Source organism: Kistimonas ophiarachnellae (genome assembly GCF_057552235.1).
In genome coordinates, this window is the sequence record NZ_BAAJPA010000001.1 from 336328 (window position 1) to 358395 (window position 22068).

A 22068-nucleotide genomic window follows, 5' to 3' on the forward strand; every position below is an offset into this window, starting at 1 on the left:
CGTTCGAATTGGTAAATATACGTATCATGCTGTGGTAATTGTTCTCATCTTCAGGGAAAATGCCCTTCCGTATCGTCAATTCAGCCTCGAAGGATGAGTGCCTGGATGAAGGCCCTGATACCAATGAATTCAACTGTCAGGGAAAACAGCTGGCTCCGGATAAAAACCCTTGGGGACGGGGCGGCCTTCAGCACCTGGATAAACGCCAGAAGTGAGAGACAATAAACGTGAGTGCCAAGACTGATACCCTTGACCTGACCCCCTACGGCATTACCGGCGCCGTCGACATCCTGCGAAACCCTTCCTACGACCTGCTTTACGAAGAAGAAACCCGTGACGACCTGGACGGTTATGAGCGCGGTGTGGTCACTGATTCCGGCGCGGTGACTGTGGATACCGGCATATTTACCGGTCGTTCGCCGAAAGACAAATACATTGTCCGTGATGATACGACCCGGGATACGCTCTGGTGGGCTGATCAGGGACGCAACGATAACAAGCCTATAGATCAATCTGTCTGGAATGACCTTAAAGGTGTTGTCACTCGACAGTTATCTGGCAAGCGGCTGTTTGTTGTCGATGCTTATTGTGGCGCCAATCCTGATACCCGTCTCTGTGTGCGCTTCATTACCGAAGTGGCCTGGCAGGCGCACTTTGTTACGAATATGTTCATCCGACCTTCTGCCGAAGAATTGGACACCTTCGAGCCTGACTTCATCGTCATGAACGGTGCCAAGACCACCAATCCGGATTGGCAGGCGCAGGGGCTGAATTCCGAGAACTTTGTCGCGTTCAACCTGACCGAGCGTATGCAGTTGATTGGTGGTACCTGGTACGGCGGTGAAATGAAGAAAGGGTTGTTCTCCGTCATGAACTACCTGCTACCGCTGAAAGGCATTGCTTCCATGCATTGCTCTGCCAATATCGGTAAAGAAGGTGATGTGGCCGTCTTCTTTGGTTTATCCGGTACGGGTAAAACGACGCTGTCCACTGACCCTAACCGGGAACTGATCGGCGATGATGAACACGGCTGGGATGATGATGGCGTGTTCAACTTCGAAGGTGGTTGTTACGCCAAGTGCATCAACCTGAGCCAGGAAAATGAACCGGACATTTTCAATGCCATTCGTCGCGATGCGCTGCTGGAAAATGTGGCTGTTGATGCGGAAGGCAAGATTGATTACGACGATGGCAGCAAGACAGAAAACACCCGGGTGTCTTACCCGATTTACCATATTGAGAACATCGTCAAGCCGGTCTCCCGTGGTGGCCATGCGACACGGGTTATCTTCCTGACAGCAGATGCCTTCGGCGTGTTGCCACCGGTTTCCAGGCTGACGCCAGAACAAACCCAGTATCATTTCCTGTCCGGTTATACTTCGAAGTTGGCAGGTACAGAGCGTGGCATCACTGAACCGACGCCGACCTTCTCTGCGGCTTTCGGTGCTGCTTTCCTGATGCTGCACCCGACACAATACGCCCAGACACTGGTCAAGCGGATGCAGGATTCAGGCGCGACCGCTTACCTGGTTAACACCGGCTGGAATGGTACCGGCAAGCGCATTTCGATCAAGGCGACCCGGGCGATCATTGATGCGATTCTGAATGGTTCCATTGATGAGGCCGATACCCTGATGCTGCCGTATTTCAACCTGGAAGTACCGGTTGATGTACCCGGTGTTGATGATGTTTCCATCCTGGACCCGCGTAATACCTATGACGATCCCGCAGTCTGGGAGCGTCGTGCGCAGGATCTGGCGGCACGTTTTGTGAAGAACTTCGCACAATACACCGATAATGATGCCGGTAAGGCGCTGATTGCGGCAGGTCCGCAGCTGTAATAGCCCCGTTTTCCGGTACACTCTGAACGCGGCGCAAGCCGCGTTCTTTGTTTCCGGGATAACCGATACACCATGCTGACTGACGACATATGCCCGCTTTGCGGCAATTTTGACACCCGCCATTATCACCGGGATAACGTGCGTGATTACCTGCAATGCAATAACTGCCAGCTGGTGTTTGTCCCCTCTTGCTATCACTTGTCCGGGGAGCAGGAAAAAGCGGTGTATGACCAGCATGATAACTGTGTGGATGATCCGGGGTATCGCCGGTTTCTTTCGCGTGTCTTTGATCCTGTCATGGAGCACCTCGACCAACAAGGCGTGATTCAGGGAGAGGGACTGGATTTTGGTTGTGGTCCGGGCCCGGCGTTGGCCGCCATGTTCAGTGAGGCTGGCCACGCGATGGCAGTTTACGATCTCTATTACGCCCACCACCCTGAAGTGCTGGAAAAAAACTATGACTTTGTGACCGCAACAGAGGTGATTGAGCACCTTGCCTGCCCCGGTATTGTGCTGAAGCAGTTACTGGGTATGGTCAGGCCGGGAGGGTGCCTCGGACTCATGACAAAACGGGTGAAGGATCGTCATGCCTTTGCCGGTTGGCACTATATTCGTGATCCGACCCATATCTGTTTTTATTCGGAAGCGACATTTGCCTGGCTGGCCTCAACACATGATTGCAGGCTGACATTAAACGGTAACGATGTGGCGCTGTTGTGGCGTTGAAGGAACCGGTTACGCCGGCAGTTATCATTTACGACGATGAGGTGTTTTGCGAGGATGGCAGACACCGTGAGCACAGGCGTAAATGATCAGGCAAGGGCTTTTATCTGGAAATCGTCAAGTGCTGAGATACAACAACCGCGAGTAGCATGCCTGCGTATCAGGAACCGTGACGAATAGCATCACGTCCAGTCAGCTTGGGCCTGTGCAGTGTAACGTGGAAGTCTCTGAAGTTATGATTGGGTAGCCTTCTTGTGGCACTTGCCCTGCGCTCGTACCCCGGGGCGTCAGGCTTGATTCTCACGTTGAGATGGGTGTTGGGATCAGTCGCGCAGAATTTATATTCGTTCTGTTGTCCTCTTATTGTTTTGGCGTCTTCTCCCTGTAAGTGTTCATACTGGGACACTTCAAGTGTTTTCATTGTGCCATCAGGAAAATGCACGTTTGCTGCGTATTTTTTCGTGACATGTTTTCCTGCCAGATCAACGGTCTTGAGAGTTAACCCGGATGATTGCCTGTCAATTTCTTCCTTATCAATCGGGATATGTACTTTCGTCTGTATTCCCTGGTCATAGATTCTGGTTGACTCAATCAAATTGGCGTCTCTGATTGTTGCGTTGCTATACAGACATTGATCTGCTGTTCTTCTGGTGTCCCATACATAAACAGCACCGGGGTAGCTACATTTTCCTGTCTTGAATTGTTCCTTGATATGTTCCGCCTGTGCTGGATGGTTTCTTAGAAGATAATCGAAAAATGTATCTTGCCCCGCGTTGGTAAAATCCAGTACAACGGTTTCAGGCCTCACGACGATTTCACAAACCATGGCGGGATTCTCACCTTCCATATAATAATGAGTTTCAGTGTTGTCCTGTGTCAGGTAAAGGCCCGGGCCGTTAGTCGTTCTTGCCTGGTTGACATTTTCCAGATCGAATGGTGCATCAAACTTAAGGAGCCTGTTTCTCTTTCGAGAGGCTTCATGCTTGCCGCCGCCGCGATAAAAACGACGCTGGTTATCAGGAATATTAGCCCCGGCATTTTTTATAAATTCCCGGGCAATCCGTTCGCTTTCGAAATCGTACTTTTCATACCATTCGTCTATCTCTTGCAACGACAATTCGTTTAGCTGATAAACGCGACCTTTGGAGATTTCCGAGCGGACAGATTGCCGTTCAGTAATAAATTTTAATGCGGTATCAGGATTATCCCGGTAAATCTCATGCAAATGCTTGCCATGTATCGCGATACATTCTCTGTCAAAGGAAGGTGCAATTTTGTCGATGACCTGAGCGGAGACATTTGGCAACAGTTCTTTGAGGATGCCTGGCAAATCATTTCTGCTGCTTGATGGTTCTGTTCTATCCCTGGCTCCAGTGGGTAAATGAGATGTATGAATGGGGCTTGATACAACGTCTTCGTTGGATGGGGGAGGCTCAATCTCTGTCCCGTCATCCGCGCCCCTCTGGTTGCTGGCCAAAGAAGATGGACTGGAAGGCGTCACGGGGTGTGCAGGATGTCCTGGTTGTCCATTACGCAGTCTTTCAAGTTCAGCGATGCGTTCACGCCAGCCCAGTGCGTTTTGCTGGCAACAGCAGGAAAACAGGGCCAGCAAGACCCGGTAACAGAATATCCGGATAGTCAGGGATGTCCTGCATACGTTTCTTTGATGAATGGGGGTTTGTGTTGTCAGGTCAGGTTGGCTCTGAACACGGGGGAATGGAGCCGGGTCGTGCCCGGTTCCATTCCCGGCCCTAAGAGCGTGCCCAGTGGGCGTGCTGGCATGGGTAGTAGAATTTGTGCTGCAACACATGCTTATCATCCCAATTATGCTTGTTCTAATTTAGAACCCTGAATGCCCGTTAAGTTCTCTTACAGGTATTGGACTTAGGTATAAACAGGCGTCGCCTTGGATATAGCGTGGGTATTGATGATTGTTGTGACAATGCAGGCTAATAACTGCGAGGCTCAATCTTGTAGCAATAACGGTATCAGGTCTTTCTTGTTTCCAATGAGATCCGCCAGGGTATATTGATCCAGCACTCCAATAAATGCGTCCACCCCTTCCTTTAGCACGCCCTTCAGCCGACAGGCAGGCAGGATTTTGCAGACCGGTTTGGTGCAGTCTACCACTTGCAGGGATTCTTCCAGCGCCATTACGACCTGGCCAATGCGTATTTCATCCGCCGGTTTGCCGAGCATGATGCCGCCACCCTTGCCGCGAATGCTGTGTACCAGGCCGGCACGAGCCAACTGGTGAACCACCTTGACCACATGGTTGCGTGAGAGATCGTAGGCCTCGGTCACTTCCGTAATGCTGGACTTATAACCCTCCGGGCGGGTGGCCAGGTACATCAGGGCGCGCAGGCCAATATCGGTGAATGTGGTAAGACGCATCGGGAACCGCTTTGTACAGGTTGGGAAAGCATGGGCATTTTAACTTGAACATGCATTCTAAATACAAGATTATAAAAGAGGTATAAAAAATACATATTTAAGGTTGTTATGTTATCTTCAGAAACCATCAGGATTGTACAGTCCACTATCCCCCTGCTTGAGTCTGCCGGTACGCAACTGACTCGCCATTTTTACCAGCGGATGTTTTCCCATAACCCGGAACTGAAGGATGTGTTCAATCTGAGTCATCAGCGCTCCGATGGACAACCGGTTGCACTGTTTGAAGCCGTTCTCGGGTATGCCAGAAATATTGATAACCTTTCCGTACTGAGCGCCGTTGTTGAGCGTATTGCCCAGAAGCACACCAGTTTCCTCATTACGCCGGATCAGTACCGGATTGTCGGGCATCATCTTATTGAAACTATTCGTGAGCTGGCGGGTGATGCGGCTACGGATGAAGTGCTGCAGGCATGGACCGAGGCTTACCAATTATTGGCGACAATTTTCATTGAACGGGAAGAAGCTATTTATCAGGCCAGTGAAGAAGCCCGTGGTGGCTGGCGTGGTCTTCGTCCTTTCAGGGTTGCGCAAAAAAAACGTGAGAGTGACCTGATTACTTCATTCTCGCTTGAGCCTGTGGATGGTAAACCGGTCATGGATTTCAGGCCCGGGCAGTATCTGGGCATCAAACTGAAACCAGCCACCAGTGACTATGCAGAAATCCGACAGTACTCGTTGTCTGATGCGCCAAATGGCCGCGATTATCGTATCAGCGTCAAGCGTGAAACCGGTGACGTCGATGGACTGGTATCAAACTGGCTACATGACGCCGTTAATGAAGGTGATGTGATTGAGGTTATGCCACCTGCCGGCGATTTCTTCCTGAATGTTGATGAGCAGACGCCAGTTGTACTGATCAGCGCAGGTGTTGGCTTAACACCGATGCTGTCAATGTTGAACACGCAGCTTAGCAATGGACATCAAGGATCGCTATTCTGGCTGCATGCCTGTGACAATGGGCGTTTACATGCTTTCAAAGACGATATTCGTAATAAGGAACAGCAACAGGAACGGTTGAAATCCTGGGTGTGGTATAACCAGCCGGATGCAGGTGATCGTCCCGCTGAAGACTATGATTTTGATGGACACATGGCGCTGGAAAGGGTTCGCCAGGCGATAGATGTTCCAGGTGCGCATTTTTATTTCTGTGGGCCACTGCCTTTTATGAAGATGGTCAAAGAAACACTGGTAGAGTGGGGCGTCGAAGACGAACGGATACACTACGAGGTATTTGGTCCCTACAGCAGCCTTTAAGCCGGTCGGCATCTCAGGAAAAAGGCTATGGTCTATTCAACCATAGCCTTTTTCATTTTTGCTTTCAGGTAATGCTTATTTGATGCTTGTTTTGCAGAGTCAGGCGGTGACTTTTTCCGGGATCACTCTGCCAGCCTCGGCGGTACTTTTAACAATGGGTCTGCGTTTCGGGTTCAGGTGCCCGTTAAAACGTTTCTCCAGCAGCCTGAAGCCTCCCATCATGATCAGGCTCAGTACGAGGTAGCAGGCGCCTGCCGCCAGGAAGATTTCAATGGGTGTATAGGTACGGGCAATGATGGTCCGGGCCATACCGGTCAGGTCCAGCAGGGTAATGGTACTGGCCAGCGCGCTACTCTTGAGCATCAGGATCACTTCATTGCCGTAAGCCGGCAGAATCATGCCGAAGGCGCGGGGCAGGAGTACACGACGGTACATCTGCACCTTGCTCATACCCAGTACACGACAAGCCTCAATTTCTCCCTTGGGAATAGATGCCAGTGCGCCTCTGAGGATTTCCGCAGAATACGCTGATGTATTCAGGCAGAAAGCGATGATTGCACACCAGTAAGGTTCACGTATATAAGGCCAGAAAATGCTTTCGCGGACAATCTCGAACTGCGCCAGTCCGTAATAGACGAGAAACAGCTGCACCAGCAGCGGGGTGCCACGGAAAAAGAAGATATAGCTGTAGGGCAGCGACTTGATCCAGAGTTTGTCGGAATGGCGCGCCAGGCCGATGGGCAGCGCCATGGCTGCACCAAGAATGCCGGAGACGACCACCAGTTGAACGGTCATCCAGGCGCCTTCCATCAGGCGGGGGAAATAGTCGATGACAACACTGAAATCCATAATCAGGCCCTCGCGACGCCGCGGTTAGCGCGTTTTTCCAGGTAGTGGAGACCGATCATGGTGACAATGGTCAGCAGCAGGTACATGAAGGCTGCAGCCAGGTAGAAAGTGAACGGTTCCTTGGTGTAATTCACGGCCACACTGGCCTTACGCATGATGTCGTCCAGTCCGATGACCGACACCAGCGCGGTATCCTTGAGCAGTACGAGGAACAGGTTGCCAAGCCCCGGCAGCGCCAGCCGCCAGACCTGGGGCAGGGTAATGCGGAAAAAGATACGCAGTTTGCTCATGCCCAGGGCCAGGCCGGCTTCGCGCTGTCCGGCAGGGATGGACTGAATTGCGCCTCGGAAGACTTCCGTCGCATAAGCACCAAAGGTCAGGCCAAGCGCCGTGACACCGGCGGCAAAGGGGCCGATCTCAATGTATTCGTCGTAACCGAATTGGCTGGCAATGCCCATCAGCACCGTGGTGGCGCCAAAATAAATGATCAGTACTGTCAGGAGTTCCGGCAGGCCGCGGATCAGGCCGGTATAGCCGGAGGCAATGGCACGGGCCACCCGGAAGCGGGACAGTTTCGCGGATGCGCCCAGCAACCCCAGTACCAGGCCGACTGCCAGGGCAGCCAGCGCCAGCTTGACGGTGACCATCGCCCCTGCCAGAAGCTGGTCTTCAAAGCCATGCAGTTCAAGCATGCATACATCCTCTACTCGCAGGAAGGGGGAGCGGCAGGGCCGCTCCGTGTCCGGGGTGACCTATCAGTAGATGGAGAAGGGGAAGTACCTGGCGTTGATCTCGGCATAGGTGCCGTCAGCAACGATGGCCTGCAGGGCACGGTTCAGCTTGTCACGCAGTTCCTGGTCATTCTTGCGGACAGCAATGCCGATCTTGTCGTTTTTGTTGAAGGCCTCACCCTTGTATTCAAAGCCGGGTTCGTTTTTCAGCCACTCATAGGTCGGCAGTTCATCGGATATGGCGCCATCCAGTCGACCGGACTTCAGGTCCAGGTAGACACTGTCGTTGGTATCATACAGTTTCACATTGACGACATCTGACAGGTTATCTTCCAGATAGATACCACCGACGGTCGCGCGCTGGGCACCGATGGTCTTGCCCTTCAGGGCTTCAACGGTTGTATCGAAATCCTTGTCCTTGGCGGCGACAAAGCGCAGGCCACCGGAATAGTAGGGATCGGTGAAATCAACGACGCGCTGGCGCTCTTCGGTGATCGACATGGAGGCGATAATGGCGTCGAACTTACGCACTTTCAGGCCGGGAATCAGACCATCCCAATCCTGGGTGACCATCTCACATTCTGCCTCCAGCTTTTCACACAGGGCGTCGGCGATATCCACATCAAAGCCCCGGGGTTTGCCGGTCTCATCAATGAAGTTAAAGGGCGCCCAGGCGCCTTCGGTGGCGAAGCGGATCTTTTCAGCGGCCATGGCGCTGCCGGCGCTGATGGCCAGGCTGGCGGCGACAATCGTTGAGAGCAGTTTATTCTTGATCGTCATGTTGTTTTTCCTGTTCCGTTGTTTATTACTGCTGGCCTGTGAATGGCCATTTATCGTTGTTAACGGTATTACACGTCTTCTGCCGTAATCAGAAGATACTGGAGACAAAGGCCTGGCAACGTGCGGATGCCGGATTACCAAACACCTGGGCTGGCGGGCCAAACTCTTCTACCTTGCCCTGGTGCAGGAACATCACCTGGCTGGAGACTTCCCGGGCAAAGGCCATTTCGTGGGTCACGATCAGCATGGTGCGGCCTTCTTCCGCCAGGCTGCGCATGACGTTCAATACTTCACCGACCAGCTCCGGGTCCAGTGCCGAGGTCGGTTCGTCGAACAGCATGACCTGGGGATCCATCGCCAGCGCCCGGGCAATGGCGACACGCTGCTGTTGCCCACCGGAAAGCTGGCCGGGATAAAAGTCTTTGCGCTCATACATGCCGACCTTATGCAGGAGTCGTTCAGCGGTTTCGAGGGCTTCTGCCTTTTTCTGCTTCAGGACATTGACGGGTGCCTCGATGACATTTTCAAGAATGGTCATGTGGGGCCAGAGGTTGAAATTCTGGAACACAAACCCGAGGCGTTCCCGCATCAGGGTGAGCTGTTTGTGATTGGCGGCATCCAGGTCACCGGAGCGCGTTCTTTTCAGCACCAGGGGCTCTCCACTGATGGCGATTTCACCTTCGGTGGGTTGTTCGAGCAGGTTGATACAGCGCAGGAAGGTGCTTTTGCCTGAGCCGCTGGAACCGATGATGGAGACCACGTCGCCGTCGTGGGCGGTCAGGTCGATGCCCTTGAGGACTTCATCCTGGCCGAACGTTTTGTGCAGGTTCCTGATTTCTATCGCAGCGGGACCGGTTGACATCGTTTTTATCTCCGCTGAATCCCGGTTTGCAGTGGCGGGCCTGTCACTCCACCCGAAGGTCATGCCCGTGTCGTTACCGACGCCCTGTTACCGGGACCCGATCGTATTGCATCCACTGCCAGAGGACAGTTAGACACCTTGTTATCGTGTTATTTGAATGTGTCAGGTCATCAAACTACCAGACAGTGGCAAAATAAGTTTCCAGAATCGGACATTGTTTTTCCTCTGCGCGGCTTTTGGTTAAGGCGTGTTTAAACCGCTGTCGAATGCAGGCGCTTTGTTGCCACAGGTCATTGTCTTACCGGAATGGGAGCCATTTCGCCTGCAGGCAGTGCGGATTACACGACGGATGCTATTTCCCGGGAAGTGGATACACGGTATTACTGCCTTTCGTGGAGGGAAAGCGAAAAAATCTCCTGCCCACCTGAGAATTTCTGTCACCGTCAGGATGTGTGATCAGCCATGCCCCGTCCCCTGCCGCCACTGAATGCCTTGCGGGCCTTTGAGGCTTCGTTTCGCCATAGCAGTTTTACCCATGCCGCAGATGAGTTGTGTGTCACCGCAGGCGCGGTTAGCCAGCAGGTTCGGCAACTGGAAGCCTGGTTTAACCTGCGGTTATTTGAACGTATTCCGGGGGGATTGCGCCCCACGTCAGCGGCCCAGGCCCTGCACCCGGTTGTGGCGGATGCGTTTAGCAGTATCCGGGAGGCATGTGGCCAATTGATGGGTGAGCCTCAGCGGTTGCGGCTCTGGGTTTCGCCCACGTTGGCAGTGCGCTGGTTACTGCACCGGTTGATTGCCTTCCAGCAGCAGTTTCCGGAAGTGCAGTTGCAGGTGGAAACTGTCTTTATGCACCATGATCTCGACAGCCGCCGCTTTGATGTGGCGCTGGTCTTTGGTGACGGTGACTGGCCTGAATTTGATGTCACACTGTTGCGTGAGGAGCGCCTCAGCCCTGTCTGTTCACCGGCGCTGATTCCTGATTCAGATCGCTTTGACCTTGCTGATTTGAACCAGCACACACTGTTACATACCAATCCTGACCGCAATGCCTGGTGTGGCTGGTTAGAGGCAGCCGGGCTACAGGATCAGGTGGACCTGGCAGGAGGCACCCGGTTTGAATCCATGGAGCTGGCTGTTTCTGCAGCCTGCAGTGGGTATGGCGTCGCTATGGCAGACCTGGATCTCTATGCTGATGAAATCAATAATGGACGTTTACAGCGATTGTCACCGCTGGAGATTAAAGGCGATTCCGCCTATTACCTGATATGCCCCAGCCACATCAGTCAACGACCTGTGACCCGTGCCTTAATCGAAATACTGTTGGAACAGGTGGTTGAGTAATTGAACGGTGTTTATTCAAGAAGTATCGTCTTCCAGGTTTGATGGACAGGCTGCAGTTCCAGGTCACTGCAGCCTCAGTGCTCAATCGGTCAGGTAGTACTCGATGGTGGAAATCACCCGCACTTTCTTTATGTAAGGCGTGTTTTTATCCCGATCGGTGATCTGGAAAACCCCTTGTCGTGCGGATTTGATTTTGCCCAGTTGGCTGTCGGAATCCTGCGCGAATTTCTCTCCTACCTCCCGGGCATTCCGGGTGGCTTCTTCAATCATGGCGGGTTTCAGGATGTTGAGGCCGGTGAACAGGTATTCGGTGCGGGCCTCGTAGTCATTGCTGGTGATGGCAATGCCGGCGGCCGCCAGTTCCAGAATCTCCTGCCGTGCCTTGCGTACCCGGTCCACATTATCGGTGTAGACGGTGACATCAGACTCAGCCGTGTAACGGAACTTGTTCTTGCCGGTGTTGTAGTTCAGGGTCTCGTTGTCGGTGATGGCCGGTGGGTTGATGGAAATTTCCTGCTTGGTAAAACCCCGGTCATGGAGGAAGGCGACAATCCTGTCATTCTTGGTCTGGATATCCTTGACCAGTGTGCCCAGGTCGTTGGCCGCTTCCCGGAACCGGATCGGCCAGATGGCGATATCCGCCGGGACTTCCATTTCCGCCAGTCCCTTCGCGACGACGGTTCGGCTCATTTGCTTGAAGGTGATCAGTCCGTCGGCGAGCTGGTAACCCAGCAATCCGAAGGCGACGATAAGACAGCCACCCAGGATGATGGCCGGAAACCGTGCTGATGATCGCATGTCGCTTTCCTCTCTGGTAATTCACTCTAACGAGACATGAATGCTGTCAGGCGCTTCCAGGGCTTTACGTTCTTCCCGGGGCGTCTGGCCGTAGTGATTCTTGTAGGCGGTGCTGAAATGGGAGGCGCTGGTAAACCCGCAGGCCAGTCCGACCTGGAGAATGGATTTGTCGGATTCCCGAAGCAGACGACGCGCCTTTTCCATACGGATATTAAAGTAGAACCGGGACGGTACCGCCTGCAGGTGTTTTTTGAATAACCGCTCAAGGTGGCGACGGGAGAGCCCGACATGGAAGGCGATATCGTCGGTTGATAATGGTTCCTCGATGTTGCTTTCCATCAAGGTGACCGCTTCCACGAGCTTGGGCTGGCGGGCGCCAATCCGGTGCTGCAGGGGTACCCTTTGGGGGTCTTTGGCGGTACGGATACGCTCGCAGACAAACTGTTCCGAGATGGAGGCCGCCAGCTCCATGCCGTGGCGCTGGCCGATCAGGAACAGCATCATGTCCATGGCGGCAGTACCGCCGCTGCAGGTGTAGCGCTGGCCATCCACTTCAAAGAGGTTGTTGGTCACCCGTATCAGCGGAAACTCATCACGCAGGTTTTCGTAATCCCACCAGTGGATCGTGGCGCGGCAGCCGTCCAGCAGCCCGGCACAGGCCAGCAGGTAAGAGCCGGTACCGATACCGCCCAGCGCTGCCTTGTTCTGCTTTTGTTGTCGCAACCAGGCAATAATATTCTCGTTCCCGGTGCGCGCCACGGGACTGGCGCCGACCACGAACAGGGTATCAATGTGGATTGCATCACGAATCCCGCAGTCAACTTGCGTGATAACGCCGGCGGAACTGGCGACAGCCTTGCCATCGTGGCTGATCAGGCTATGTTCATACAGGTTTTCACCGGTAATCAGGTTGGCCATGCGCAGCGGCTCGATCGCGGAGGAAAACGCGATCAGGGAAAAATTAGGCAGCAGCAGAAAGCCGGTACGGTGGGGGCGGCGTCCCGTTGGCTGCAACAGCGGGCTGCCAGCCGGTTCGGCGGGACGTGGACTGACTTCGTACGACAATGACTCACCCCTGAAATCTGTGCGGATAAAACAGTACGGCTTCGCTGGATGTGGTCGAACCGGATGCAGCCGGGTGGCATCATGGCGCCAGGCCGGTTTCTGCTCGCGCCTATCCTAAAGGATGGCTGGTAAATGATAAACGCTTTTTCCCGTCGTCATGGATATGGGATACGTTACCGAAATGCCAGGCTGATTCCGGTCAATATCGTATCCAGGCAACCGGGGGGTACCGGCCACTGACGATCTGGGGCGATCCCGGCGGCGGAGCAGGAACTTTAACCGATTCCTGGCGCCGTCTTTTTTGATTCATGATACTCAACGTTGAGCGCTGGTTAAAAGAGGCTGTAATGACGTGTTGCTCATAAGCGATGCAAGCGACAACCAAGCACTAACGGTAGCGTGAGCCTGCAACGAAGCCTGTCATTTGTCCTTACTGCCAGATGATGTTGGCTGACAATGTCAACGGCCAGGTTCCGGTTGCAGGATCGCGGACTGGCACCTGCGATCACTTTGCTGGCGATTTCAACATTATGGTTATTCATATTCTTAACGAAGAGGATCAGTATCAATAAATGAATCAACATTCATAATCGGTATTTGCATTATGGAAGGATCAGTTAATCCTTTATCTCGTCGGTCAACACCGCCAATGCACAGTGACGGGAAAAGGAGCGACAGAGATAGAAGCAGGGACAGCAGAGAAAGACGTAGGGACAGTAGAGAAAGAAGTAGGGACTACCGAGGCAGGAAAAGGGGCAGGTACAGGGACGTATACGGAACGGCATCCTCTCCTGCGCAAAGCGTTCAAACAGGCAGAACTTCAGCGTCTGGATCTTATCAAGACCGACAAAAGAAGAAGGCCCATGCGCAAGCTGTTGATAAAACATTGTTAATAAGCATCAAAAATGTGCAAGATGCCGGTTCCTTGCTTCACTTCATCGAAGATAACAAAAGCAATCTGCGTGAATCTGTTAGCCATCCCTACGAGCAAGAAACATGCGGTAAATACTATTGTTTATTAAGCGAACGCATTCAAAAACTTGAAATTGCTATAAAAGATAAAGAAACAGCACTCGATCTACTTTTTAATGAAATGGAATGGCTGTTTGAGCAATCACGGGAAAAGGCTATTCATTTAACCATAAGAAACGTCTCAAACATGGCGGCCAGCTTTACGATCACTGGCAATGGTTGTCGCCAAATACCGAAACTATACGGGCCACTGATGCGATTACTGGACCATAGCATCATACAGTCTGACTTTCATAGTAAACTTAAGGCAGAAAAAGACTATCAAAAGTACCGCATTGCCAGGTTCGTCATCTCCGTTGGGAGACTGCGCGAGGCCGGTGAACCCCTCAGTCGAGGCGCTTTGGATCAAATACTTGTGGCCGTGGCCCAAAAGGCCGGTGAGTTCTCAAGTCCAACGAATATCAGGAATACGGTCTGCGGACTGGCGAAACTGCATAAGGCCGGTGAAACCCTCAACAACCAGCTTGCCCTCGAACAACTGCTTAAGGCCATGGCCAAGACCATCCGCAAATTCTATTCGGTTGAGATCAGCATGACCGTATGGGGGTTGGGGGAACTGAGCGAGACCGGTGAAGTTTATGATTATGGCGCCATTGAAAATCTGCTTAAGGTCCTGGTCAGAAAATCTGCAAGGTTCACAAGATCGAACATCATCACTATCATCTGCGGGCTGGCCAAACTGCGAGCGTGGAGTAAAAAAAACGACTACAAGCCCGCCCTCGAAAAACTGCTTGAGTCCTTAGCCGTGCGCAAAGGCATCCCACTCAGGCCGGACCAGATCAGCAGTCTCGTTTGGGGGCTGGCCTCAACAGGATATATAGAATATTGTCGTGACTTTGAGTTGATGGATTTCTCTGATTTGGACATAAGCCAATGGCCAACTCACGCGCAGGCTAATTTTATCTGGGCCATGGCTGTTTCGGTGTGTAAACCTTTTACCAGGTTCATGGCCGAAGACAAGGCGCCCACTACCCAGGAGGTTGAAGGCGCTTTTCGGGCGATTCCAGTTCTTGCTCAACAATTAAACGGCATTAGACGTTGGGGGAATAACACAGAGAAATGCCAGTTCGTTCTGGCTGGCTGTGTAGTAACGCTTTGTCAGGATTTGAGTATATGCCCACTGCAAAGATTCGTGGTATCGAACCTGAAAATTGACTTTCCTAAAGCCCCAACATCATTGATTCAAGAAGAAATAAAAAAACTGTTCTCCTGTGATGCGAAGATGGAGGAATTCAAGAGTGAATACGCCTTTAGATACAATGGGCGGTCACTGCAACCGGTTGATATCTGGCGAAGGCATGAAGAAGAAGGAAAAATCAGGGAGTTTTTTGTTGAAGTCCGGAGGGCGTATCATTACACCTTAATAGGTGATGAGAAGATTGCTGATGGCAATACTCTCCTGAAGACTTTTATTTATAAGTTCTACACCAAATTTTTGGATAAAAAGTACCCTGATGTTGATCATGTTTTTTTGGAGATTTCGTTAGCAGCATACAATACGTGGGTGAAAGAGAAGAAAGAAAAGCATGAGGAAAAAAACTGGCGTGACCTTGTTGATTACATCCTGAAACAGTCCCTGCAAAGTGCACAGCAATCAATTTTCTCAGCCTGAAGCCCATAAAATATCGGGATGACTTTTGCCCGGTGACTTATGCGTCTGTCCGACTTCCTGCCATCCATCGTCTGGGTATGACCGGCCTTCCAATGTACCGGCAACCTGCTCAAACCGCTCAGCCAAGCTGGCGGGCCATTGTCATAAGCTCTCGTGGTAACGCCTTTTCAGGTCCCGGAATAATGGCGTTTATGGACTTTTCAATCAACCCGGCAAGCTCATGGGGGGCGATGCCGAAGAGATAACGGGTTTCCAGGGAGAGGGGCGGCAGTCCCACCGTCATCAGCATCCCCTGAAGCACGTACAGGCTATTTCTGCAGCTGCCGTTACCGGCAAAGGGACGAAAGGTCATCCATTCACAGTACAGTTTCGCGATGGTATCGACTTGTTCTTTTCTGGTCTTTTGCTTGGGAAGGGTGTCTATTGCCCGTTGGCACCACGCATCAAACAGTATTTCGTTGTATTTGTTCGGGGGATGCAAATAGGAAATAATATTGGTCAGCGGGTATTCGTTAAAAAGCATGCCAAAAAATTTTTTTTCCCATTGCTCTGCATCCTCACCCTTTGTCATGAGGTTATCATTAATAATGGTTTTCCAGTTACCGATAGCATAATCGTGCGTATCCCACCTTGTTTTTTTCGCCACTGCCTCTAACTGCCCCGTGATTGACTCGTTGAAAGATGGCTCTTGCCAAAGCTCATAAAGCCATTCTCTCAGCTTTTCTGGTGAGTATTCTGATTCCTTACTCAGAAGTGAAATGCAAAAATCTTCACTGATAGCCAGCAGTGAATCAGCTCCGGTAGCGGGATCCTGCAGGGCATAAACGGGAAGAGCAGGAAGTGCCTGCTCCTTGTAAAAGTTCTGGAGAAATCTGTATTTGAACCTGATGCCATCGAATGATACCAGTGCATTCGCTGTTTTTTTGAACGAATTGACACACGTGCCTGACTTTGGAATCACCGGCCCATCATAACAAGGATAATGAGTGCCTCGCAGTTGTATCAAAAACGCTTTCAACCTGGTTTTTGAAGCGATGAAAACCTTCTTTCTGACCCCGTCAAGAAGACACTGCCACCCTTTAATAACATTTTGTGCTTTAACTTGGTACTGACCTTGATAGGCATCCATATCAGACAGTGTCGCCTGGTCAAACATCACGGCCATCCGCTGCCCGGGCGAAAGTGACAGGAAAGGGCTGACATCGCAGGCGCCGGCCTGAACAGGGAGGGAAACGTTATCCAGCCTGGCGGCGGCATCGCGGGTTTTCCCGGCGTCAGACTGCAGCAGGTTTTTACGCGATGAGCTGGCCTCTTTCCCCGGTTCGCACTGCGGGTGAGGATGGGGCGTTGCTTTTACCCCGGTATGGGGGACGGGTGTGTCCATGTACGGCTCCTGATTTCCGTTCTGTTTTCCTCATGTCATCGGCAGGGCGTTTCCCGGGCTCCGGCCTGACCTGCAAGCGCCTTGCTACCGCAATGCCCTTATACTCCGACAGGCTTATGACTCTTACCGATGGCGTTAGTTCCATGGCCTCAACAGGAATCCGGAGGCGGGATGGACGATGTCACCGGGAAGCCGCGCCAGGATGACCCGTAGCACATGACGGGATGTCAGGTTGATGCAAGTCAATGTCGCATTCATGCAATTTGACGGGGTGGGTTTCCTTGATAATCTAGGGCAAATACCTACGAAAGCACGGTTTTGATAGCGTCTGGGAATGGTCGGGTGCGGGTATCCCCGTGCTGGCCAGTCAGGCGGGATTCCCTCAAACGAACTGATGTTTCGCTATGAATACCTTTTTAGACCTTCGCAAGTTAAGCACCGACCAGGCCAAACTCTGGGTTCGCGAGCGCATGCCCTCCGATGACATTGAGCAGGCGCTGCGCCTGGCGGAAATTTACTACCGCCATGCCCGGAGCACGGAGCCGCTGGAGGGGGGCGCTGATGAGATGTATGGCGCGTTTCTCTGCCTGTGGCAGTTTATTCAGCAGCGTGCCGGGGGCCAGTCCCTGGTGCGCGCCTATAACCCGACGCCGGAAGAGCACCAGTGGCATTCCACGCACAGCGTGATCGAGATCCTGTCCGACGACATGCCATTCCTGGTGTCGTCCATCATCATGGAGCTGGATCGCCAGGAGCTGCATATTCATGGCCTGACCCATCCGGTGATCAATGTCGTACGTGACAAACAGGGTCAATTGCAATCTGTCCATGACCATGATGAGCATGTCGAGGGTAGTCGTCCCGAAGCCCTGATCCGGATTGAGATTGAACGCCAGCCCGATGAAGCTTCCCTGCAGCAGGTGATCAAGATCATCCGTCAGGTGCTGGCGGATGTTAACCGGGTCATTGAGGACTGGCCACGGATGCAGGCTACCCTCGACGAGGCCATTGATTACTGCGCCACCCATACCCTGCCCATCCCGGCGGATGAGCTGGAAGAAACCCTGGCGTTCCTGCGCTGGCTCAAGAACGATAACTTCCTGTTCATTGGCTACCGCTACTATGAGCTGGAGCAGGACGGGTGCCAGGCCAGGTTGTGTATTCGGAATGATTCCGGCCTGGGGACCTTCCGGGAGGAAGTGAGCGACAGTCCGCTGGAAATCCCGTTGTCAGAATCCCTGCTGCAAAAAATGCAGGAACCGGAACTGCTGGTGATCACCAAGTCCACTACCCGTTCCACCATCCAGCGTCCGGCGCATCTGGACTACCTTGGCATCAAGCATTTTGACGACGGCGGCAAGGTCGTTGGCGAATGGCGCTTCTTCGGCTTGTTCTCTTCCAAGGCGTATAGCGCGCCGCTGAAGCAGGTGCCATTGCTGCGGGTTAAAGTCCAAAAACTGCTGGATAGCGCCGATGTGCCCGTGAACAGCCATGCGGGTCGGGCGCTTCGCCATATTGTGAACCAGTATCCGCGCGATGAGCTGTTGCAGGCGGGCTTTGATAACCTGCACGAGATCATCATGGGGGTGCTGGAGTGCCAGGAGCGTCGGGAACTCCGGGTCTTTATCCGGCCAGACAGTTATGGCCGTTTCATCAACGCCATGGTGTACGTGCCCCGGGATCGTTTCAATACCGAGTTCCGGTTGAAACTGCAGCAAATCCTGTTGCAGGAACTGGATGGCCACAGCATTGATTTCAGTGTCCAGCTTTCCGAGAACCCGCTGGCGCAGGTGCAGTTTACGGTTCACTGTCAGAATGCCAATGAAAAGGCGGTGGATGTCCGGCAGCTGGAAACCCTCATGACCGACGCCATGATGTGCTGGCAGGATCACCTGCAGAAGGCGCTGGTCGACAGTGCCGGTGAAGCCCGGGGCAGTCGTCTGGCTCGCCGTTATGTGAATGCGTTCCCGGCGGCGTACCGGGAAGATAACCATCCCCGCCAGGCCGTGGTCGATATCGAACGGCTGGAAGGGCTGGATGACGGCCTCTCCCTGCACACCCTGCTGTACCATCCGGTGAACGACTTTGATCGTCTGCATTTCCGCGTGCTGGGGCAGGGGGACATGCTGGCGCTGTCAGATGTTCTGCCCATCCTGGAGCATATGGGGGTTCGCACCCTGAGTGCACGCCCTTACAGTGTCCGTCCCCGGGACGGGGAGATGGCCTGGGTGCTGGACTTTGCCATTGCCGCCTGCAGTGGCCTGGATATGGATGACAACGGTGTAAGGGACCAGTTCCAGCAGACCTTTGTCCACACCTGGAAAGGGGACGTGGAAAACGACGGTTTCAATGCGTTGGTGGTCAGTGCCGGTCTGAGCTGGCGGCAGATTGTGCTGCTGCGGGCGCTGGCCAAGTACCTGCTGCAGCTGCAGGTGCCGTTCAGTCAGCAATCCATGGAACAGGCGTTGAATGGCAACCCGGCGATTACCCGTATCCTGGTGCAGCTGTTTGAAGCTCGGTTTGATCCGGCGTACGTCAAGGACAACGTGAAAGCCCTTGATATGCTGCTGGCCAAACTGGATGTGGCATTGGACGAAGTCAGCAACCTGGATGAGGATCGTATCCTGCGTCACTATCTCAGTGTCATTCAGGCGATGCTGCGCACCAACTATTACCAGCGCACGACTGAGGGTGACTACAAGCCCTGCCTTTCTTTCAAAGTCAGTCCGGAACAGATTCCTGCAGCCCCGCTGCCCCGTCCGAAGTTTGAAATCTTTGTCTATTCCCCGCGGGTGGAAGGTGTCCATATGCGTGGCGGCAAGGTCGCCCGTGGCGGCTTGCGCTGGTCCGATCGTCGGGAAGATTTCCGCACCGAGGTGTTGGGGCTGGTCAAGGCACAGCTGGTGAAGAATGCCGTGATTGTGCCGGTGGGCGCCAAGGGCGGCTTTATTCCCAAGCAACTGCCGTCTGACGGTGGTCGTGAAGCGCTGATGGCGGAAGGTATTGCCAGTTACCGCGTCTTTATCAGCGGCCTGCTGGATATCACCGATAACCTGGTTCAGGGTGACGTGGTGCCGCCGCAGGATGTGGTGCGTCATGATGAAGACGATCCCTACCTGGTCGTTGCGGCAGACAAGGGGACCGCCACCTTCTCCGATATCGCCAACGATATGTCCGCCCAATACGGCTTCTGGCTCGGTGATGCCTTTGCGTCCGGTGGCAGCCAGGGTTATGACCATAAGAAAATGGGTATCACTGCCCGCGGCGCCTGGGAATCCGTCAAGCGGCTGTTCCGTGAGCGTGGTGTGGATACCCAGCAGGAAGACTTCACCGTGGTGGGTATCGGCGATATGGCCGGGGATGTTTTCGGTAACGGCATGTTGCTGTCCGAACATATCCGCCTGGTGGCGGCGTTCAACCACATGCACATCTTTATTGATCCGCAGCCGGATGCCAAAACGTCGTTTGTCGAACGTCAGCGGTTGTTCAATCTGCCCCGCTCCAGCTGGGAGGATTATGACAAGGCGTTGATCTCCAAAGGTGGTGGTATTTTCAGTCGTCAGGCCAAGTCCATCAGTCTGACACCTGAAATACGCAAGGCACTGGGCATTGAAGGCAAAGTGCGTTCCATGACCCCGTCTGACCTGATCCGCGCTATTTTGATGGCGCCGGTCGATCTGCTCTGGAATGGCGGTATTGGCACCTATGTCAAAGCGTCTGCGGAAACCCATCTCCAGGTGGGCGACCGGGCTAACGACAGTGTTCGTATTGATGCGCCGGAATTGCGGGCGGCCGTTGTTGGTGAAGGCGGTAACCTGGGCATTACCCAGCGCGCCCGGATTGAGATCGCCCGCAATGGCGGCCTTATCACTACGGATGCGGTGGATAACTCCGGCGGTGTCGACAGCTCCGACCACGAAGTGAATATCAAGATCCTGCTCAACCAGGTGGTGGCCGACGGCGATATGACCGTCAAGCAGCGTAACACCCTGCTGGCCAGCATGACCGATGAAGTGGCCGGGCTGGTGTTACGGCATAACGTCCTGCAGAGTCAGCGGTTGAGTCTCAGCACGCACCAGTCTGCGATGCTGTTTAACGACCACCGTTACCTGATCCGCACGCTGGAAGAAGAAGGTCGCCTGAATCGCCAGTTGGAATGCCTGCCGTCTGACAAGGACATCAAGGAGCGTGCAAAAGCCGGGGAAGGGCTGGTACGGCCGGAAATATCGGTACTGCTCTCGTACGCCAAACTCAAGTTGTTCGATAACCTGGTGCAAGCGCAGGTTGATCAGGACGCCAGCCTGGCCAAAGAGCTGCCACGCTACTTCCCGACGGCGCTGCGGACGCAGTTTGTTGATCGCCTTGACCAGCATCCGTTGAAGACTGAAATCCTGGCAACCCATATTGCCAATATGGTCGGCAACCGGATGGGCGCCACCTTTGTGGACTACCTGCAGAATGAAACCCGGTGTCAGCCGATTGATGCCGTGCGTGCGTTCGCGGCGGTGCGTGACATCTTTGATGTACGTTCAATCTGGGAACAGTTTGAACAACTGGGCCTGGGTGTGGACGACAGTGTCCAGCGAGACGAGCTGACCCGGGTACAGCGTCACGTGGAAAAAGCCTGTATCTGGATGCTGCGGAATCATGGCGCAGGACTGGATATCGAAACACTGGTCAACACCTATCGTCCCGGTGTGGAAGTTGTGGCTGCAGACCTGGCCGGATTCCTGGGCGAGAGTGACCGGGCGCTGCTGGCAGAGCGTCAGCAGGCGCTGGTTGACGCGGGAATGCCGGAAGACCTGGCGCTGACCTGCGCGAGCTTCCGCTACCTGTATTACGTGCTGGATATCGTCAGCATCGCAGCGCGCAATGACCAGTCGGTTAAGGCGACAGCCACCGTTTACTTCGGCCTGGAGGATCGCCTGACCCTGAACTGGTTGCGTAACCAGGTTCGTGGCCTGCCCGAGGGCGACCTCTGGCAGCGTAAGGCCAAGGCCTCCCTGCGTGATCAGCTGGATCGCAGTCTCGGTGAGAACACCGGCAGCATTGTCAGTGGAGAAAGCGGGGATCCGCTGGTGAAACTGAATGCCTGGCTGGAGTTAAGTGCGATACCGGTGAACCGCTGGCAGCGTACCATGTCGGACATTGAAAATGCCGGCAAGCCCGACCTGGCCATGCTCTCGGTCGCCATGCAGGATCTTGCCCTGCTGGCCAATGGTTAAGTCGACGAAGCGTACGTGATACCGGAAGTCCCTCGCCAGTGATTGACCGGGGGCTTCCGGACAAAACGGACAACAACGAAAGAACGACAGTTACAGGATAAAGATTCCAGGAGT

At 53.6% G+C, this 22068-nt stretch carries 16 protein-coding genes; 7 read left to right on the top strand and 9 right to left on the bottom strand.

The features are described 5' to 3' along the window. The first annotated feature begins 227 nt into the window (after positions 1-227). Both pckA and AC27K1_RS01420 read left to right on the top strand, forming a co-directional pair. On the top strand, positions 228-1841 hold the full coding sequence (gene pckA, locus AC27K1_RS01415) for a phosphoenolpyruvate carboxykinase (ATP) (RefSeq protein ID WP_487147734.1): 1614 nt from the start codon (positions 228-230) through the stop codon (positions 1839-1841). Positions 1842-1913: 72 nt separating this feature from the next. Beyond that, a complete protein-coding gene (locus tag AC27K1_RS01420; RefSeq protein ID WP_487147736.1) occupies positions 1914-2567 on the top strand; it encodes a class I SAM-dependent methyltransferase in 654 nt (217 codons plus the stop codon). Between the two features lie 157 nt (positions 2568-2724). Here the strand turns inward: AC27K1_RS01420 and AC27K1_RS01425 are convergent, their stop codons facing one another. Further along, positions 2725-4176, bottom strand: coding sequence for a hypothetical protein (locus tag AC27K1_RS01425; RefSeq protein WP_487147738.1), 1452 nt, complete (start codon positions 4174-4176; stop codon positions 2725-2727). A 353-nt stretch (positions 4177-4529) separates the two neighbouring features. Continuing rightward, positions 4530-4958, bottom strand: a complete 429-nt coding sequence (locus AC27K1_RS01430) for an Rrf2 family transcriptional regulator (protein ID WP_487147739.1) — start codon at positions 4956-4958, stop codon at positions 4530-4532. A 108-nt stretch (positions 4959-5066) separates the two neighbouring features. On the opposite strand from AC27K1_RS01430, the gene hmpA reads away from it, so the two are divergent. Next, complete coding sequence (gene hmpA, locus AC27K1_RS01435) at positions 5067-6272, top strand: NO-inducible flavohemoprotein (RefSeq protein WP_487147740.1); 1206 nt, start codon at positions 5067-5069, stop codon at positions 6270-6272. A 99-nt stretch (positions 6273-6371) separates the two neighbouring features. On the opposite strand, the gene AC27K1_RS01440 is transcribed toward hmpA, so the two are convergent. The 4 genes from AC27K1_RS01440 to AC27K1_RS01455 all read right to left on the bottom strand — a co-directional run bounded on the left by AC27K1_RS01440 (position 6372) and on the right by AC27K1_RS01455 (position 9494). Next, positions 6372-7121 carry an ABC transporter permease gene (locus AC27K1_RS01440; protein WP_487147742.1) on the bottom strand — a complete coding sequence of 250 codons (750 nt, stop codon included), beginning with the start codon at positions 7119-7121 and terminating at the stop codon, positions 6372-6374. Positions 7122-7123: 2 nt separating this feature from the next. After that, positions 7124-7813, bottom strand: coding sequence for an ABC transporter permease (locus tag AC27K1_RS01445; protein ID WP_487147743.1), 690 nt, complete (start codon positions 7811-7813; stop codon positions 7124-7126). A 63-nt stretch (positions 7814-7876) separates the two neighbouring features. Next, a complete protein-coding gene (locus AC27K1_RS01450; protein WP_487147745.1) occupies positions 7877-8632 on the bottom strand; it encodes a transporter substrate-binding domain-containing protein in 756 nt (251 codons plus the stop codon). Positions 8633-8720: 88 nt separating this feature from the next. Continuing rightward, complete coding sequence (locus AC27K1_RS01455; RefSeq protein ID WP_487147747.1) at positions 8721-9494, bottom strand: ABC transporter ATP-binding protein; 774 nt, start codon at positions 9492-9494, stop codon at positions 8721-8723. A 462-nt stretch (positions 9495-9956) separates the two neighbouring features. On the opposite strand from AC27K1_RS01455, the gene AC27K1_RS01460 reads away from it, so the two are divergent. Next, on the top strand, positions 9957-10838 hold the full coding sequence (locus AC27K1_RS01460) for a LysR substrate-binding domain-containing protein (RefSeq protein ID WP_487147748.1): 882 nt from the start codon (positions 9957-9959) through the stop codon (positions 10836-10838). An 81-nt stretch (positions 10839-10919) separates the two neighbouring features. On the opposite strand, the gene AC27K1_RS01465 is transcribed toward AC27K1_RS01460, so the two are convergent. Beyond that, the gene (locus tag AC27K1_RS01465) at positions 10920-11636 is read right to left on the bottom strand and encodes an SIMPL domain-containing protein (RefSeq protein ID WP_487147749.1); all 717 of its coding nucleotides are present in this window, start codon (positions 11634-11636) and stop codon (positions 10920-10922) included. Between the two features lie 21 nt (positions 11637-11657). Continuing rightward, a complete protein-coding gene (locus tag AC27K1_RS01470) occupies positions 11658-12701 on the bottom strand; it encodes a GlxA family transcriptional regulator (protein WP_487147751.1) in 1044 nt (347 codons plus the stop codon). A 656-nt stretch (positions 12702-13357) separates the two neighbouring features. On the opposite strand from AC27K1_RS01470, the gene AC27K1_RS01475 reads away from it, so the two are divergent. Both AC27K1_RS01475 and AC27K1_RS01480 read left to right on the top strand, forming a co-directional pair. Further along, positions 13358-13594: a hypothetical protein gene (locus tag AC27K1_RS01475; protein WP_487147752.1), complete on the top strand. Its 237-nt coding sequence runs from the start codon at positions 13358-13360 to the stop codon at positions 13592-13594. A 14-nt stretch (positions 13595-13608) separates the two neighbouring features. Beyond that, positions 13609-15345 (top strand): hypothetical protein, encoded by a 1737-nt coding sequence (locus tag AC27K1_RS01480; RefSeq protein WP_487147754.1) that lies wholly within the window; start codon positions 13609-13611, stop codon positions 15343-15345. A gap of 118 nt (positions 15346-15463) precedes the next feature. On the opposite strand, the gene AC27K1_RS01485 is transcribed toward AC27K1_RS01480, so the two are convergent. Beyond that, positions 15464-16729 carry a hypothetical protein gene (locus AC27K1_RS01485; protein ID WP_487147755.1) on the bottom strand — a complete coding sequence of 422 codons (1266 nt, stop codon included), beginning with the start codon at positions 16727-16729 and terminating at the stop codon, positions 15464-15466. A gap of 404 nt (positions 16730-17133) precedes the next feature. Here AC27K1_RS01485 and AC27K1_RS01490 point away from each other — a divergent pair, with 404 nt between their 5' ends. Further along, positions 17134-21954, top strand: coding sequence for an NAD-glutamate dehydrogenase (locus AC27K1_RS01490; RefSeq protein WP_487147756.1), 4821 nt, complete (start codon positions 17134-17136; stop codon positions 21952-21954). Positions 21955-22068 lie beyond the last annotated feature (114 nt).

Bases quoted from the DNA above. Each gene is read 5' to 3' on its own strand.
- AC27K1_RS01420 (WP_487147736.1), top strand. From the start codon at position 1,914: ATGCTGACTGACGACATATGCCCGCTTTGCGGCAATTTTGACACCCGC.
- AC27K1_RS01430 (WP_487147739.1), bottom strand. From the start codon at position 4,958: ATGCGTCTTACCACATTCACCGATATTGGCCTGCGCGCCCTGATGTAC.
- hmpA (WP_487147740.1), top strand. From the start codon at position 5,067: ATGTTATCTTCAGAAACCATCAGGATTGTACAGTCCACTATCCCCCTG.
- AC27K1_RS01440 (WP_487147742.1), bottom strand. From the start codon at position 7,121: ATGGATTTCAGTGTTGTCATCGACTATTTCCCCCGCCTGATGGAAGGC.
- AC27K1_RS01445 (WP_487147743.1), bottom strand. From the start codon at position 7,813: ATGCTTGAACTGCATGGCTTTGAAGACCAGCTTCTGGCAGGGGCGATG.
- AC27K1_RS01450 (WP_487147745.1), bottom strand. From the start codon at position 8,632: ATGACGATCAAGAATAAACTGCTCTCAACGATTGTCGCCGCCAGCCTG.
- AC27K1_RS01455 (WP_487147747.1), bottom strand. From the start codon at position 9,494: ATGTCAACCGGTCCCGCTGCGATAGAAATCAGGAACCTGCACAAAACG.
- AC27K1_RS01460 (WP_487147748.1), top strand. From the start codon at position 9,957: ATGCCCCGTCCCCTGCCGCCACTGAATGCCTTGCGGGCCTTTGAGGCT.
- AC27K1_RS01465 (WP_487147749.1), bottom strand. From the start codon at position 11,636: ATGCGATCATCAGCACGGTTTCCGGCCATCATCCTGGGTGGCTGTCTT.
- AC27K1_RS01485 (WP_487147755.1), bottom strand. From the start codon at position 16,729: ATGGACACACCCGTCCCCCATACCGGGGTAAAAGCAACGCCCCATCCT.
- AC27K1_RS01490 (WP_487147756.1), top strand. From the start codon at position 17,134: ATGAATACCTTTTTAGACCTTCGCAAGTTAAGCACCGACCAGGCCAAA.